General features: G+C 71.8%; 11 protein-coding genes and 1 pseudogene. 9 read left to right on the top strand and 3 right to left on the bottom strand.

The window, feature by feature from the left end:
* Positions 1-190 precede the first annotated feature (190 nt).
* Positions 191-1168 (top strand): hypothetical protein, encoded by a 978-nt coding sequence (locus tag ABZS58_RS05110; protein WP_354777735.1) that lies wholly within the window; start codon positions 191-193, stop codon positions 1166-1168.
* Between the two features lie 303 nt (positions 1169-1471).
* On the opposite strand, the pseudogene ABZS58_RS05105 reads toward ABZS58_RS05110, so the two are convergent.
* Positions 1472-1915 (bottom strand): annotated as a pseudogene (locus tag ABZS58_RS05105) (SRPBCC family protein); the annotation flags it as partial.
* A 111-nt stretch (positions 1916-2026) separates the two neighbouring features.
* Here ABZS58_RS05105 and ABZS58_RS05100 point away from each other — a divergent pair.
* Positions 2027-2866: an MHYT domain-containing protein gene (locus ABZS58_RS05100; RefSeq protein ID WP_354777733.1), complete on the top strand. Its 840-nt coding sequence runs from the start codon at positions 2027-2029 to the stop codon at positions 2864-2866.
* Between the two features lie 20 nt (positions 2867-2886).
* Here ABZS58_RS05100 and ABZS58_RS05095 read toward each other — a convergent pair whose 3' ends face one another.
* Complete coding sequence (locus ABZS58_RS05095) at positions 2887-4002, bottom strand: sigma-E factor regulatory protein RseB domain-containing protein (protein ID WP_354777731.1); 1116 nt, start codon at positions 4000-4002, stop codon at positions 2887-2889.
* A 99-nt stretch (positions 4003-4101) separates the two neighbouring features.
* On the opposite strand from ABZS58_RS05095, the gene ABZS58_RS05090 reads away from it, so the two are divergent.
* From ABZS58_RS05090 to ABZS58_RS05060, 7 genes are all read left to right on the top strand, one after another.
* A complete protein-coding gene (locus tag ABZS58_RS05090) occupies positions 4102-4761 on the top strand; it encodes a response regulator transcription factor (protein ID WP_354777729.1) in 660 nt (219 codons plus the stop codon).
* Positions 4758-6101 carry an ATP-binding protein gene (locus ABZS58_RS05085; protein ID WP_354777727.1) on the top strand — a complete coding sequence of 448 codons (1344 nt, stop codon included), beginning with the start codon at positions 4758-4760 and terminating at the stop codon, positions 6099-6101. The genes ABZS58_RS05090 and ABZS58_RS05085 overlap by 4 nt, the downstream gene beginning before the upstream one ends.
* Positions 6102-6119: 18 nt before the next feature.
* A complete protein-coding gene (locus ABZS58_RS05080; RefSeq protein ID WP_354777725.1) occupies positions 6120-6692 on the top strand; it encodes a MerR family transcriptional regulator in 573 nt (190 codons plus the stop codon).
* On the top strand, positions 6689-9178 hold the full coding sequence (locus ABZS58_RS05075; RefSeq protein WP_354777723.1) for a VIT domain-containing protein: 2490 nt from the start codon (positions 6689-6691) through the stop codon (positions 9176-9178). Before ABZS58_RS05080 ends, ABZS58_RS05075 begins: the two co-directional genes overlap by 4 nt.
* A 764-nt stretch (positions 9179-9942) precedes the next feature.
* Complete coding sequence (locus ABZS58_RS05070; RefSeq protein ID WP_354778046.1) at positions 9943-10518, top strand: phosphoesterase PA-phosphatase; 576 nt, start codon at positions 9943-9945, stop codon at positions 10516-10518.
* Between the two features lie 54 nt (positions 10519-10572).
* Entirely contained in the window at positions 10573-12573 is a 2001-nt protein-coding gene (thrS, locus tag ABZS58_RS05065; RefSeq protein WP_354777721.1) for a threonine--tRNA ligase, read from the top strand.
* Entirely contained in the window at positions 12570-13085 is a 516-nt protein-coding gene (locus tag ABZS58_RS05060; protein ID WP_354777719.1) for an HIT domain-containing protein, read from the top strand. Before thrS ends, ABZS58_RS05060 begins: the two co-directional genes overlap by 4 nt.
* Positions 13086-13091: 6 nt before the next feature.
* Here the strand turns inward: ABZS58_RS05060 and ABZS58_RS05055 are convergent, their stop codons facing one another.
* On the bottom strand, positions 13092-14108 hold the full coding sequence (locus ABZS58_RS05055; RefSeq protein WP_354777717.1) for a DUF695 domain-containing protein: 1017 nt from the start codon (positions 14106-14108) through the stop codon (positions 13092-13094).
* Positions 14109-14120 lie beyond the last annotated feature (12 nt).

Genomic DNA, 14120 nt, shown 5'->3' with positions numbered 1-14120 from the left:
GATAGCCGCGGGGTACGACAATTTTTTCCGAGCGAGAGACATGTGGATCCCGGTCAAGCCCAATAGCGACGTCGGTGCGACGGCCGCCAGATGAGACAAACATCAGAAATCGCCCGAAGCCCTCGAACAGGGTCGCGGAAAGCGTGAAAAGACGCGACCATGAAGTCCTCCTGGGCAAGAGGGGTGCATCATGCAGTTGACGCTGGCGGTCCTGTGCCCGTTCGCACCGCGCCTCTCACCACATGCGGACATGGTGCAGCGCTGGTCGTTGCACTGGGCCACGAGACACGGGCTGCTCGACCGGCCGGGCGCCCGGGCCGCGTTCGCCAGGGCCAGGTTCGCCAACCTGATGGCCCGCACGTATCCGGGCGCCGCCCCCGCCGACCTGCAGCTCGCCACCGCCTGGCTGATCAGCGTCTTCGCCCTCGACGACCGCCTCGAGCGGGCCGGCGGCCCGGCCGCGACCAGGGACCTCGTCGACGAGGTCAAGCGCCTGCTGCGCGACGACGCGCCGCACGAGGGTCAGACCCATCTGCGCGCCCTCGGCGAGGTGTGGCGGCGCACCCGGCCACGGGTCGGGGACGCCTGGCGGGAGCGGTTCGTCGAGCACGTCGGCGACTATCTCGACGCCACGGTGTGGGAGGCCGGCAACCGGGCCGCGCACCGGCCGCCGCCCGTCGCCGAATACCGCACCATGCGCTTCCAGACCGCGGCGATCGACATGTTCTTCGACCTCATCGAGCCGATGCACGGCGTCGAACTCCGGGCGGACGTGTTCGCCGACGAGGATTTCGCCGCGATGCGCCGCTCCGCCGGGATGATCACCGCGATCTTCAACGATCTCGTGTCGTGGCCGAAGGAAGAGGCCGCCGGCGACCACCACAACATCGTGCTCGCGCTGCGGCACGAGCACGGCATGCCCGTGGAGGAGGCGGTGCGCGTGGCGGTCGCCGAGCACGACGCCCTCGTCGGGGACTTCGTCGCGGCCCGGGAGCGGTTCTCGGCCGGTCCGCTCGCGACCGACCCGGCCATCGCGGCCGTCGCCGGGGACTTCGTGCACTGGGTCCGCGGCAACGTCGACTGGTCCACGGAGTCCGGGCGGTACACACCCTCGGACACGACCATCGAGGAGACCCGGGTCCCCGCCCAGCGCAGGCCGCTCGAATAGTCCGGTGAGCCACGGACCCCCGCGGTCCGACAGTCCGCCGAGGTGTGTCGGGCGCCGGTCACCGCACCGCGGAGATGACACGGACCGGCCGGCGCCCGAAACAAGCGCCGGCCGGCTCTCCGGTGCGGTGGAGTATGGAACTCAGATGGCGTGCCGGGAGTCGTCCGGGTCCGGCATGCGGTTGAGGTCGGTGCTCTGCGTGAGGTCCGGCGCGGCCTGCACGGCGTCACCCGACAGCCACGATCCGGGCTTCGGAACCCCGGACGAGGAGGGCGACGCGACCCCGGACGAGGAGGACGGCGCCACATCGCCCCGCCACGCGCCCGTCTCGGCGCCCCGCTGCTCGATGAACTCGCGGAACTTCGCCATGTCGGACTTCACCAGACGGTCCACGATCCCGGCCTTGTCGGCGACGTTCTCCATGAAGCCGTCCGGGTCGATGTCGAGCTGCGCGGTCACCCGGCTGTGCGTGTCGTCGAGCCGATGGAAGGTCACGACGCCGGCGTGCTTCGGGCCCTCGGTCGACGTCCAGGCGACCCGCTCGTCCGGGTGCTGCTCGGTGATCCGGGCGTCGAACTCACGGCGTACACCACCGAACTCCACCACCCAGTGCAACCTGGTGTCGTCGAGCTGGCGGATCTCCCGCACGGTGTTCATGAACGCCGGGAACTCCTCGAACTGCGTCCACTGGTTGTATGCGGTCCGGACGGGCACGGCCACGTCGACGGTCTCCACAACCTGACTCATGTGCGCTTCACATCCTCTCGTGCTCATTTCTGAGCTACCCCTATGGGGTGAGGGCAAACCCGCACAAGATGTCCGACCGGGTCACCCATCGGGCTGGCTGAATGGGCGTCCGTGGAGCACTTCGCCTACGGCGCCATCACGCCCGCGCTCGCCCTCACCCTGTCGTTCCTCGGATGCCTGCTCGGCGTGTACATCGCCGCCCGGTCCAGGGCGTCCAGCGGCGGCAGCAGAGCACGGTGGCTGACACTGTCGGCGGTGGCGATCGGGGGAGCCGGCAGCTGGGTGCCGCACTTCATGGCGCTGCTCGGCACCGACGTGCCCAATTCCGTCGTCCGCTACGACGTGCCGATCACCGTGCTCGGCTTCGGCATCGCGGTGGTGGTGTACTGCCTGGGCCTGTACATCGTCGGCTTCGGCCGGCCGTCGCTGTGGAAGGTGCTGCCGGCCGGACTCGTCACCGGCCTCGGACTGGCCGCGGTGTACAGCACCGCGCCGCTCGCGATGCGCCTCGCCGGGACGGTCGGCTACGACCCCACGACCGCGGCGGCCGCCCTGGTCGCGTCGGTGGTCGGGGCGACGGTGACCCTGTGGTGCGTGTCGTCGGTCCGGGGCAACAGGGCGTTCGTCGTGGCGGCGGCGATCATGGCCGTTGCCGCCTGCAGCACCCACTACACGGTGATGGCGTCGGTACGGGTGGACGCCACGCCTTCCGGTACACCGGTGAGCGGCGCCGGCCCGCTCGAGCTGCTGACACCCGTGTGCGTGCTCGCGTGCCTGCTGCTGAGCGTCCTGGCGTACACGACCGTCGGGTTCTCCGTGCGGCAGAACACGGCGTCGGAGGAGGAACTGCTGCGCCGGGCCCGCGACATGTACTCCCTGGCCACGCTGCACCGCGCGGTCGCGACCCGGCACGAGGAGAGGGACCGCGGCAGCACCGCGGTCCCTCAGTGACCTCTTGCTCCTGCGACTTCCTACTTCAACGCGGCCGCCGGGTCGGCTGCCACCTGCGAGAGGCGCTCCGGGCTCACCGAGCCGACCAGGACCCGGCCGTCGTCGGTGATGAGGACGCTGAACAGCTTGCTGTTGAACGTCCGGCCGCCGTTGCCCAGCGGGAGCTGGTTGATGGCGTCCTGTGCCTTCTTCGCCTCCGCGTCGGTGGCGGCGGCCTGTCCGGGCTGGGACGTCCGCAGGACCATGACCGAGGTCCAGCCCTCACCGACGACCGTGCTCTTCGGCTGCTCACCGGTGTCCGCCTTGGGCTGCTGGTCGCTGCCCTCGACCTTCTTACCCGGGTCCGTCTCCTCGACCTTGGTGCCGGCCGGCGGGTTGAACACGAACTGGGCGTCGTCGGGCCTGGTGAAGCTCACCTGCGTGAACGCCACCTCGAACGCCGGGTTGGACTCGCCCTTCGCGAGGACCTGCACGCGCAGCGGCAGCTTCTCCTGAGCGTCGATCGCCAGGCGGACCTGACCGATCAGCGACGCCGTGTCACGGGGACGGAGGATCAGCTCGTACGCGTCCCGGCCGGCGATCTTGGCCGAGTTGCCGATGGAGACCTGCGTGGTCGGGTCGATCGCCTTGAGGGCGAGGTCGGCCGCTTCCTGAGGGCTCTTCGGCACCGCGCTCGGAACCGGGCCCTTCGCAGCGTCCTCAGCGGAGCCGTCGCTCTTGAAGTGCTGCGCCGTGCCGGACTTGCTGTTCCAGGTCCAGGTGTCGGCGCCGTTGTGGATGATGTCGCTCTGGCCCTGCGTGCCCAGCAGCGACAGACGGGCCTTGTCCGGGCCTGAATACCACACCCGCAGGGTGTGCTTGCCCGACACGAGCGACGTGAGCTCCGAGCTCTGGTCGCCCAGCAGCGACGGCAGGGCCGGCAGGCCCAGGTCGGCGCGCTCGACGACGGTGCCGGACAGTCCGTCCAGCTGTGCGGTCTGCAGGTCGACCAGCAGCTGCGCCGCGGTTCGCGGCGGCAGGTTCGGCTCGGCGGCGACGGCGAGGGTCTTCGCGGCCACGCCCGCGCCCACCACAGCGACCGCGGCGACCGCGGGCACCGCCCACCGTAGGACAGGTCGTGACGTGAACTTCGACATTTGGTAACACCTCCTGCCGACCATGGTGCGCGGGGTCGGCTGTGACATCGCTGAGACCGCCTGTGCGCTCCCACAGCACAGCGTGCCACGCTGGTGCTCGTGCGGCTGCTGGTGGTTGAGGACGAGATTCGGATGGCGGGCGCGTTGCAGCGCGGCCTGCAGGCGGAGGGCTTCGCCGTGGACGTCGCCGGGGACGGGCCGACCGGCCTTGAGCTGGCCAGACACGGCGGCTACGACGCGGTGATCCTGGACATCATGCTGCCCGGGCTTTCCGGGTACCGTGTGGTGTCGGCGCTGCGCGCCGAGAAGAACTGGGTGCCGGTGCTCATGCTGTCCGCGAAGGACGGTGAGTACGACCAGGCCGACGGCCTCGACTGCGGCGCCGACGACTACCTGACCAAACCGTTCTCCTACGTGGTGCTGGTCGCGCGGCTCCGCGCACTGCTGCGGCGCGGCGCCCCCGAACGGCCGAGCGTGCTGACGGTCGGCGAGCTGACCCTCGACCCGGCCCGGCGGCGGGTCACCAGCGGCGGGGAGGAGATCGTGCTGACGGCACGGGAGTATGCGCTGCTGGAGTACCTGATGCGCCGCCCGGGACAGGTGGTGTCGAAGACCGAGCTGCTGGACCACGTCTGGGACGCGGCCATCGACACCGCGCCGAACGCCGTCGAGGTCTACGTCGGCTATCTGCGGCGCAAGCTCGGCAGGGACGCCCTGGAGACCGTCCGGGGCGCCGGATACCGGCTGCGTTCGGCATGACCTGGTGGTCGCGGCTGTCGCTGCGGGGGCGGCTCGTGCTGCTGGGCACGAGCGGACTCGTCGTCGGGCTCGGGATCGCCGGCGTGGCGATGGCGATGGCGATGACGTACAGCACCCGCGGCACCCTGGACCGTGCCGCGAACACCACGGTCGGTGAGATCGCCGCGCTGCTGCAGGAGGGCCAGACGCTGCCGTCGCCGCTGCCGGCGCCCGCGGGTCAGGTCGTGCAGGTGCTCGACGCCCAGCATCGCGTCGTCGCCGGCGACCGTAACGCGGACCTGCTCGTGCCGCTGCTGCACCCCTCGGAGATCGCCGCGGCCCAGCGCGAGCGGATCACCGTGCCCGGCGACCGGGCACTGCAACCCGACCCGTTGCGGGTCACCGCCAAGCGGGTCGAGGACGGCCGGATCATCGTGGTCGCGGTGCCGCTCGGCGACTACAACCGCAGCCTCGAGCTGCTCAAGACGTCGCTGTGGGTGACGTACCCCGCGCTGATCACCATCCTGGTCGCGGTCGCGTGGAAGGTCGTCGGGCAGGCCCTGGCGCCCGTCGACCGGCTCAGCGCCTCCGCGGAGCGGATCACCGGCGCGGCCACCGACGAGCGGCTGCCGGTGCCACCGTCCAGCGACGAGATCCAGCGGCTCGCCGTGACGCTCAACCACATGCTGGACCGCCTTGCCACCACCCGGGCGAGACAGCGGTCCTTCATCGCGGACGCGGCGCACGAGCTGCGCAGCCCCCTGGCCAGCATGCGCATCCAGGTCGAGGTGGCCGCCGCGCTGGGGGACTGGCAGACGGTCGGCGACGATCTGCTGACCGACCTGGACCGCCTGTCGCGGCTGGTCGACGACCTGCTGCTGCTGGCGAGGGCCGACGAGCGCGACGGGCGGCGGGTGGCGCGCGAGCCGGTGGAGATGCAGAGCCTGCTGAGGAACCTGGCGAAGCGCTTCGCCACCGTCGACGTCGAGCCGTCCAGCGAGTCCCTGTGGGTGGAGGGGGAGCAGGATGCGCTGATCAGGGTCGTGCTCAACCTCGTCGACAACGGTGTGCGGCACGCCAGGACCCGGGTGGTGCTGCGGGCGGAGGCGGAGGGCCAGGAGGTCCTGGTCACTGTCACCGACGACGGTGAGGGCATCCCCGGTCCGCTGCGGGAGCGGGTCTTCGACCGGTTCACCCGCCTGGACGACGGTCGGGCCCGCGATGCCGGCGGCACGGGCCTGGGCCTGGCCATTGTGCGTGAGCTGGTCCGGCGGCACGGCGGCACGGTGCGGCTGCTCGACGCGCGGCCGGGGGTGCGGGCCGAGGTGCGGCTGCCCCGCTTTGTTGACAGTGTCATGTGACAGTGTCATAGTTGGCACGTGACCGCGACAGGATGGACGCTCGAAGAGCTGACGGCACGGGTTGCCGCCGTGCTCGACGGTGCCGCCTATGCGGGCGCACCCAACGGTCGGGTGCGCGACGTTCCCGACGCCCGTGCCATCAGGTGGTATGCGACGATCGGCCTCGTCGACCGCCCGACCATGCGGGGCCGCACCGCGCTCTACGGTCCGCGACACCTTGCGCAGCTGGTGGCGATCAAACGCCGCCAGTCGGAAGGCAGACGGATCGCCGACATCCAGGTTGAGCTTGCCGAGGCACCCGACGCCCTCCTCTGGGAGATCGCCGACCTGCCCAAGCACGAGCAACCCCGCACCCGGTTCTGGACCGAGCCGCCCGCACCACACACACCGCCACCGGCGCCGCCGCCCGCACTGCTCAGCGGGGTGCCGCTGAGCGGTGACGTGACGCTGCTGCTGCCCGGCGCACCAGGGCCCGACGACGTGGCCGCGATCCTGGCGGCCGCACAGCCGCTGCTGGACCTGCTGGCGGCGCGTGGACTGACGCGTGATCCGAGCCCTGAATCGAGTGCCGAGCGAGGGAGTGCGCAATGAGAGTCGCAACGATGAGCGAGGCGGAGGCCCTGCGGGTCGCCGCACCGAAGGACGACGCCGGTCTCGGCGCATTGCGCACCGAGCGGGGCAACCTGCCGCTCGACCGGATCGACGTCCGCGCGGCCATCACCGGCCTGGTCGCACGGATCGACCTCACGCAGGAGTTCGTCAACGTCCACGACGAGCCCCTCGAGGCGACCTATGTCTTCCCGCTGCCCGACCGGGCCGCGGTGACCCGCATGGCCATGACCGCCGACGGCCGGGTCGTGGAGGCGGAGCTGCAGGAGCGCGGCGCCGCCCGCGAGACCTATGACCGCGCGGTCGCCGCCGGTCAGCGCGCCTCGATCGCCGAGGAGGAGCGGCCCGACGTGTTCACCATGCGCGTCGGCAACATCCTGCCCGGCGAGCGGGTCAGCGTGTCACTGTCACTGGCCGGGCCGCTGCCGTTCGAGGACGGCGAGGCCACCTTCCGGTTCCCCCTGGTCGTCGCACCCCGCTACATCCCTGGCGGCGCGCTCGACGGTGACAGTGTCGGGGTAGGTCACGCCCTGGACACCGACGCCGTGCCCGACGCGTCCCGCATCTCGCCGCCGGTGCTGCTGCCCGGCTTCCCCAATCCGCTGCGGCTCAGCATCGAGGTCGACATCGACCCGGCCGGGCTGCCGCTCGGCGAGGTCCGCTCCAGCCTGCACACCGTGCGGCAGGCGGATTCCGCCGATGGGCGCACCGTCTCCGTGCTGCCGGGGGAGCGCGCCAACCGCGACTTCGTGCTGCGCCTGGCCTATGGCCCCGGCGAGGCCGGTCTCGCGCTGGAGCCCGACGCGTCCGGCGAGGAGGGCACCTATCGGCTGACCGTGCTGCCGCCGGAGTCGCAGGCGCCGCCGAAGGCCAAGGACGTGGTGCTGCTGCTGGACCGCTCCGGCAGCATGGGCGGCTGGAAGATGGTCGCCGCGCGCCGCGCCGCCGCCCGCATCGTCGACACGCTCACCGCCGGCGACCGCTTCGCCGTGCTCTCCTTCGACGACCGGGTGGAGACCCCCGACTCGCTGCCGTCCGGCCTCGCCGACGGCACCGATCGGCATCGCTTCCGCGCCGTGGAGCACCTGTCGCGGGTCGACGCCCGCGGCGGCACCGAGCTGCTCCAGCCGCTCATCGACGGGCTGAAGCTCCTCGACGCCGCGACGGGCGACCGTGACCGGGTCCTGGTGCTGGTCACCGACGGCCAGGTCGGCAACGAGGACCAGATCCTGCGGACCGTCTCGGCGGCGCTGCGCGGGGTGCGGGTGCACACCGTCGGCATCGACCAGGCCGTCAACGCGGGGTTCCTCGGCCGCCTCGCGATCGCCGGCGGCGGCCGCTGCGAGCTCGTCGAGAGCGAGGACCGCCTCGACGAGGCGATGGACCGCATCCACCGGCGGATCGGCGCGCCCGTCGTCAGCGGCGTCACCGTCACCGCCGAGGGCCTCGACCTGATCGACGGCACGCGCGCGCCGGCCCGGCTGCCCGACGTGTTCCCCGGCGTGCCGTTCGTGGTCACCGGGCGCTATCGCGGCCAGGCCGCCGGCGCGCTCACCGTCGCCGGCGCCATGCGCGACGGCACCCCCTGGTCGACCACGGTCACCGCGACCCGCCACGACAATCCGGCGCTGACCGCGATCTGGGCCCGCGCACTGCTGCGCGACCTGGAGGACGCCTATGTCGCCGGCCCGGCCCATGGCGGCGAGGAGCTCGAGCAGCGGATCACCGCGGTGTCGCTGCGCTTCCAGGTGCTGTGCCGCTTCACCGCCTATGTCGCCGTCGACAAGCGGGTCGTCACCGACGGCGACGAGCCGCGCCAGGTGGTGCAGCCCGTCGACTCACCCGCCGGCTGGGAGCTGCCGACGACGGTGCCACCGCCGCCGCTGCACCCGACGTCGATGCCGTTCGCGGTGGCGGCCGCCGCCCCTGACCTGTCCAGGGCCGCGAACATGCCCGCACCGGGCGCCGCGCCGCCGATGCCGGCGCCGATGATGCCGCCGCCGCCGTCGGTCGGGGGCGCCCCGGCGCCGCAGCGCAAGGCGGCCGGGGGCAGCGTCTTCGGCCGCCCGGGCGGCGGTGGGGTCGCACGGTCACTGCGGTCGCGAGGCTCGGTCCGCCCGCAGCCACCCGCGTCGGCGCAGCCGTCGGTCCAGCCGTCGGTGGAGGCGGAGCAGCTGCGGGCCGACTCGGCGGAGCTGCGCACGCTCGCGGCCGAGGAGGCCCGGCGCCTGCGTGACGCCGCGGACCGCCCCGACTTCGAGCGCCGCGAGCTCCTCGAAGACCTCGGCTCCCGCCTGGCCGTGCTGGGCATCGGCGCCCTGCGCGTCCTGGCGGACCGCCTCACCCCGGCGGCGATCGCCTCCCAGCCCCTCGACACGCTGTGGCAGGACGTCCTGTCGGAGCTGGACAAGCTCGCCGGCGACCAGCCCGGCCCGACGAAGTCCAGGGGAGCGTTCTGGAAGCGCTGACCATCACAGACACCAGCCCCGGCCCGCCCGGCACCCACCCGGGCACTGGGCAGGCCGGGCCCTGGCCATCCGCCTGCTGACCCGGCCGGACCGAGCCCTCAGCGGACCCACCGGTCGGACCTAGCCCTCAGCGGACCGACCGGTCGGTCCGAACCCTCAGCGGACCGACCGGTCGGTCCGAGCCCTCAGCGGACCGACCGGTCGGGGCCGAGCCCTCAGCGGACCATCGATCGCGCCGAGCCCTCGGCGACCCACCGACTCGACCGAACCAACCGTTCCACCGAACCGACGACCAGCTCAGCGCTCGGCCGGACCGCTGCTCGGACGGATGCCGGGCCAGTTCAGCGACCGACCGGACCAGTGGTCCGCCGGGCCGCGGCCGGTGCAGCACTCGGCCGGGACCACGGCCCGGACGCGCTGGACCAGTTCAGCGTCGGACCGGACCGATGGCCCGCACTCAGCTGGACCGCTGTTTGGACGGGTGCCAGGTCAGTTCAGCGACCGACCCGGACCAGTGGCCTCGCCCGGGGCGGCGAGATCTACCGGAGGCCCGGCGGCGGCCAGGTCCTGGCGAAACGCAGGACCGGGTGATCGGCGCGGATCGGGGCGGCAGGTCGATGTACTTCAAACGGGGGAGTGCATCGGCCGTCCGCTGAAGGTCGGTCCCGCCGGTCGATGTGCTCCGAACGGGGGAGCGCGTCGGCCGGCGGTTCGCCGTCCGCTGGGGGTCGGTGGGGCGCGGGCGCTACGGTACTGCGGTGATCATGCAGCGCGTGGCCCGGGTCGTGACCGAGGTCCTGGCGCCGGCGGTGCTGGTGTCGGTGCTGCTGGTGCTGCTGGCCGTGCACGGGGCGCCGAGTGTGGGGCGGGGGCTGCTGCTCGGCGTCGTGGCGGCGGTGTTCGAGAGTGTGCTGCCGTTCCTGTACATCCTGCGCGGCGTCAGGCGCGGCGACCTCACCGACCGCCATGTGGGGGACCATCGCCAGCGGCGGGGGCCGTTGCTGGTGGGGCTGGGGTCGGTGAGTGTGGGGTTCGTGGTGCTGGTGGGGCTCGACGCCCAGCGGGAGCTGCTCGCCGCGGTCGTCGCCGGAGGGGTCGGGCTCATCGTCGCGGCGGTCGTCAACCACTGGTGGAAGATGTCGATCCACACCGCGGTCGCGGCAGGGGCCATGGTGATCCTGATGCTCGTGTACGGCTGGCCCATGGTGGCCACCGCCCCGCTCGTGGGTGCGGTCGGGTGGTCGCGGGTGGCGCTGAAGGACCACACGGTGGCGCAGGTGGTGGTCGGGGCGATCGTCGGCGCGGCCGTGGCGGGCGGGGTGTTCTCGGCCCTGCGGTGAGGCGGCGGATAGAGTTCTGAGGGAATCAGACCTCTTCACGCTTGGGAGCAGACCGTGTCCACAGTGCGCTCGAATACCCTCGTGGTCACGGCCGGCACGACCGCCGCCGCCGCGGTCGCCGAGGCCGGGCTGCCGACCAGCGGACCCAAGGCGATCGTCGTCGTCCGCGAGGCCGTGGGAGACCAGGCAGGCCGGCTGCGGGACCTCGACTGGACGCCGGAGCAGGACACGGAGGTCGAGGCCGTCGACCTGTCCTCGCCCGACGGGCTCAACGTGCTGCGGCACTCGACGGCGCACGTGCTCGCGCAGGCGGTGCAGGACCTGTTCCCGGAGGCGAAGCTCGGCATCGGGCCGCCGATCGAGAACGGGTTCTACTACGACTTCCAGGTCGCCAAGGCGTTCCACCCCGAGGACCTGGACAAGCTCGAGAAGCGCATGCAGGAGATCATCAAGTCGGGGCAGAAGTTCCGGCGGCGGCGGTTCGAGTCGGTCGAGCAGGCGAAGGCCGAGCTCAAGGACGAGCCGTTCAAGCTGGAGCTCGTCGATGTGAAGTCGGACATTGACCAGAACGAGGTGATGGAGGTCGGCGGCGGCGAGCTGACGATCTACGACAACCTCGACGCGCAGTCCGACAAGGTCTGCTGGTCCGACCTGTGCCGCGGGCCGCACCTGCCGTCGACGCGCATGATCCAGGCGTTCAAGCTGACCCGTAGCGCCGCCGCCTACTGGCGCGGCTCGGAGAAGAACCCGCAGCTGCAGCGGGTCTACGGCACCGCGTGGCCGACCCGGGACGCGCTCAAGGAGTACCAGAGGCTCCTCGAGGAAGCCGCGCGGCGGGACCACCGCAAGCTCGGCGCCGACCTGGACCTGTTCAGCTTCCCCGACGAGATCGGCTCCGGCCTCGCGGTCTTCCACCCCAAGGGCGGCATCATCCGCCGGGAGATGGAGAGCTACTCCCGGCAGCGGCACGAGGAGTCGGGCTACGAGTTCGTCAACACGCCGCACATCAGCAAGGCCAACCTGTTCCAGACCTCGGGCCACCTGCCGTACTACGCCGACACCATGTTCCCGCCGATGGAGATGGAGGGCGCGGAGTACTACCTGAAGGCGATGAACTGCCCGATGCACAACCTCGTCTTCCGGGCCCGCGGCCGGTCCTACCGTGAGCTGCCGCTGCGCATGTTCGAGTTCGGCACGGTGTACCGCTACGAGAAGTCCGGCGTGGTGCACGGCCTGACCCGGGTGCGGGGCATGACGCAGGACGACTCGCACATCTACTGCACCAAGGAGCAGATGCCGGGCGAGCTGCGCTCGTTGCTGCAGTTCGTGCTCGACCTGCTGCGCGACTACGGCCTCGACGACTTCTACCTGGAACTGTCCACCCGCGACGACTCGCCGAAGTTCATCGGTGAGGCCGCCGAGTGGGAGGAGGCGACCGAGGCGCTGCGGGCCGCGGCGCTGGACTCCGGGCTGGAGCTCGTGCCCGACCCGGGCGGCGCCGCGTTCTACGGCCCGAAGATCTCCGTGCAGGCCCGCGACGCGATCGGCCGGACGTGGCAGATGTCGACGATCCAGGTCGACTTCAACCAGCCGAAGCGCTTCGAGCTGGAGTATCAGGCCTCCGACGGCACCCGGCAGCAGCCGGTGATGATCCACCGGGCGCTGTTCGGCACGATCGAGCGGTTCTTCGGCGTGCTGACCGAGCACTACGCGGGCGCGTTCCCGGCGTGGCTCTCCCCGGTGCAGGTCGTCGGCATCCCGGTCCGCGGCGACCATGCCGACTACCTCGCCGAGTTCGCCGCCCGGCTGCGCAAGGAAGGCATCCGGGTCGAGGTCGACCACTCCGACGAGCGGATGCAGAAGAAGATCCGCACCGCGCAGCAGCAGAAGATCCCGTTCATGGCGATCGCCGGCGACGACGACGTCAGCGGTGGCACCGTCTCGTTCCGCTACCGTGACGGCTCGCAGCGCAACGGTGTCGCCCTCGACGAGGCCGTCGCACACGTGGTGGAGGTCGTCCGGTCCCGCACCAATGTGGGACCCTCAGCGGCATGACGACGGGTACCCCGGATGATCTGGAACGGCTGTGGACGCCGCACCGGATGGCCTACATCAAGGAGGACCGGGCCGGCGACCACGACGAGCCGACCGGGTGCCCGTTCTGCCGGGCGCCCGGGCTGCCGGACGAGGACAGTCTCGTGGTCGCCCGCGGCGACCTCGTGTTCGCGGTGCTCAACCTGTACCCGTACAACCCCGGCCATCTGATGGTGTGCCCGTACCGGCACGTCGCCGACTACACGGAGCTGACCGCCGAGGAGACGGTGGAGCTGGCGACGTTCACGCAGACCGCGATGCGCGTGATCCGCCGGGCCAGCGGCGCGCACGGCTTCAACCTGGGCATGAACCAGGGCTCGGTCGCCGGCGCCGGCATCGCCGCCCACCTGCACCAGCACATCGTGCCCAGGTGGGGCGGCGACACCAACTTCATGCCCGTCGTCGGCCGGACCAAGGTCCTGCCGCAGCTGCTCGGCGACACGAGGAAGCTGCTGGCGTCCGTCTGGGACTGAGCGACGTCAGGACAGGTGCCCCACGGCCTCGAAGCCGGGGTCGTGGGCGCGCTTGACCTTCGCCTTGCCGTCCGGCCAGCCGCCGGCCGCCGCGGTGAGGTCGTCACCGGCGGCCGACTCGCCGTCGACGTAGTAGTGCAGGGTGCGTGCGCCGCCGCTGGTCTCCAGCGCGACCATCTCCCCGTCGCCGTGCAGCGCCGCCTCGAGCGGGCCGTCCTCGAAGGCCCTCAGCGCGTCGAGCGCCTCGTCGGAGGGCAACCCGTCGCCGTTGCGGCCGCTGTACTGCAGCGTCACCGCCACGTGCGTGTCGAAGCGGGGCCAGCGGGCGGCCCGCAACGGCCGCTGCGCCAGTCCGGTCACCGGGTCGCCGCGCCGGGTGCCCGAGAAGACCACCCATTTCGGCTCGCGGTACTCCTCGCGCAGCGCGTCGACGGCGGCGGCGAGCTCGAGCGGGTCGCGGGCGCCGGCGGGCTCGTCGGCGCTGAAGTCGACGGCACCGATCCACAGCTCGACGCCCTCCTCGCCGAGCAGCCAGTCGAGGGACAGGAAGGTGATCTGCCCGCGGACCGGCTCCGGCAGCTTGCGGAAGAGCGGGTGGTGCCCGACGACGTCGATCGCGGCCGAGTCCTCGTCGCGGGTGAACGCGAACCGCAGCTGCTCCAGGTCGAGCTTCGCGCCGGCGATCTCGATGCTGGCGCTCAACGTGTCATGGTCCGGCTGCCGGGCGGTGTGGAACTCCCACTCAGGGTCGGCGGCGGGCGCGAGCGCACCCCAGCGGGCGACGAGGGCCCGCAGCGCCGGGTTGCCGCCGGGGGAGACGACCAGCGCGTGCCGCGCCTCGCCGCCCTTGCTGAACTCCCAGGTCAGGTCCTTGTGCATGGCCGCGACCCGCTTGCTGATCTGGGGCGTGAGCGGCTCGAACCCGCCGGTGGAGATGGCGGCGGTGACGGCGGGGCGGATCGTCGGCCACCAGGCCCAGAACTCGACCACCGGATCCTGTTTCCTGCCCCGCGAGAAAATCATGCCGCGCAGTGT

The organism is Dactylosporangium sp. NPDC005555, from assembly GCF_040605635.1.
Classification (GTDB): domain Bacteria; phylum Actinomycetota; class Actinomycetes; order Mycobacteriales; family Micromonosporaceae; genus Dactylosporangium.
Note: the sequence above shows the minus strand (reverse complement) of the source record. Positions and strands in the feature narration are given on the sequence as shown.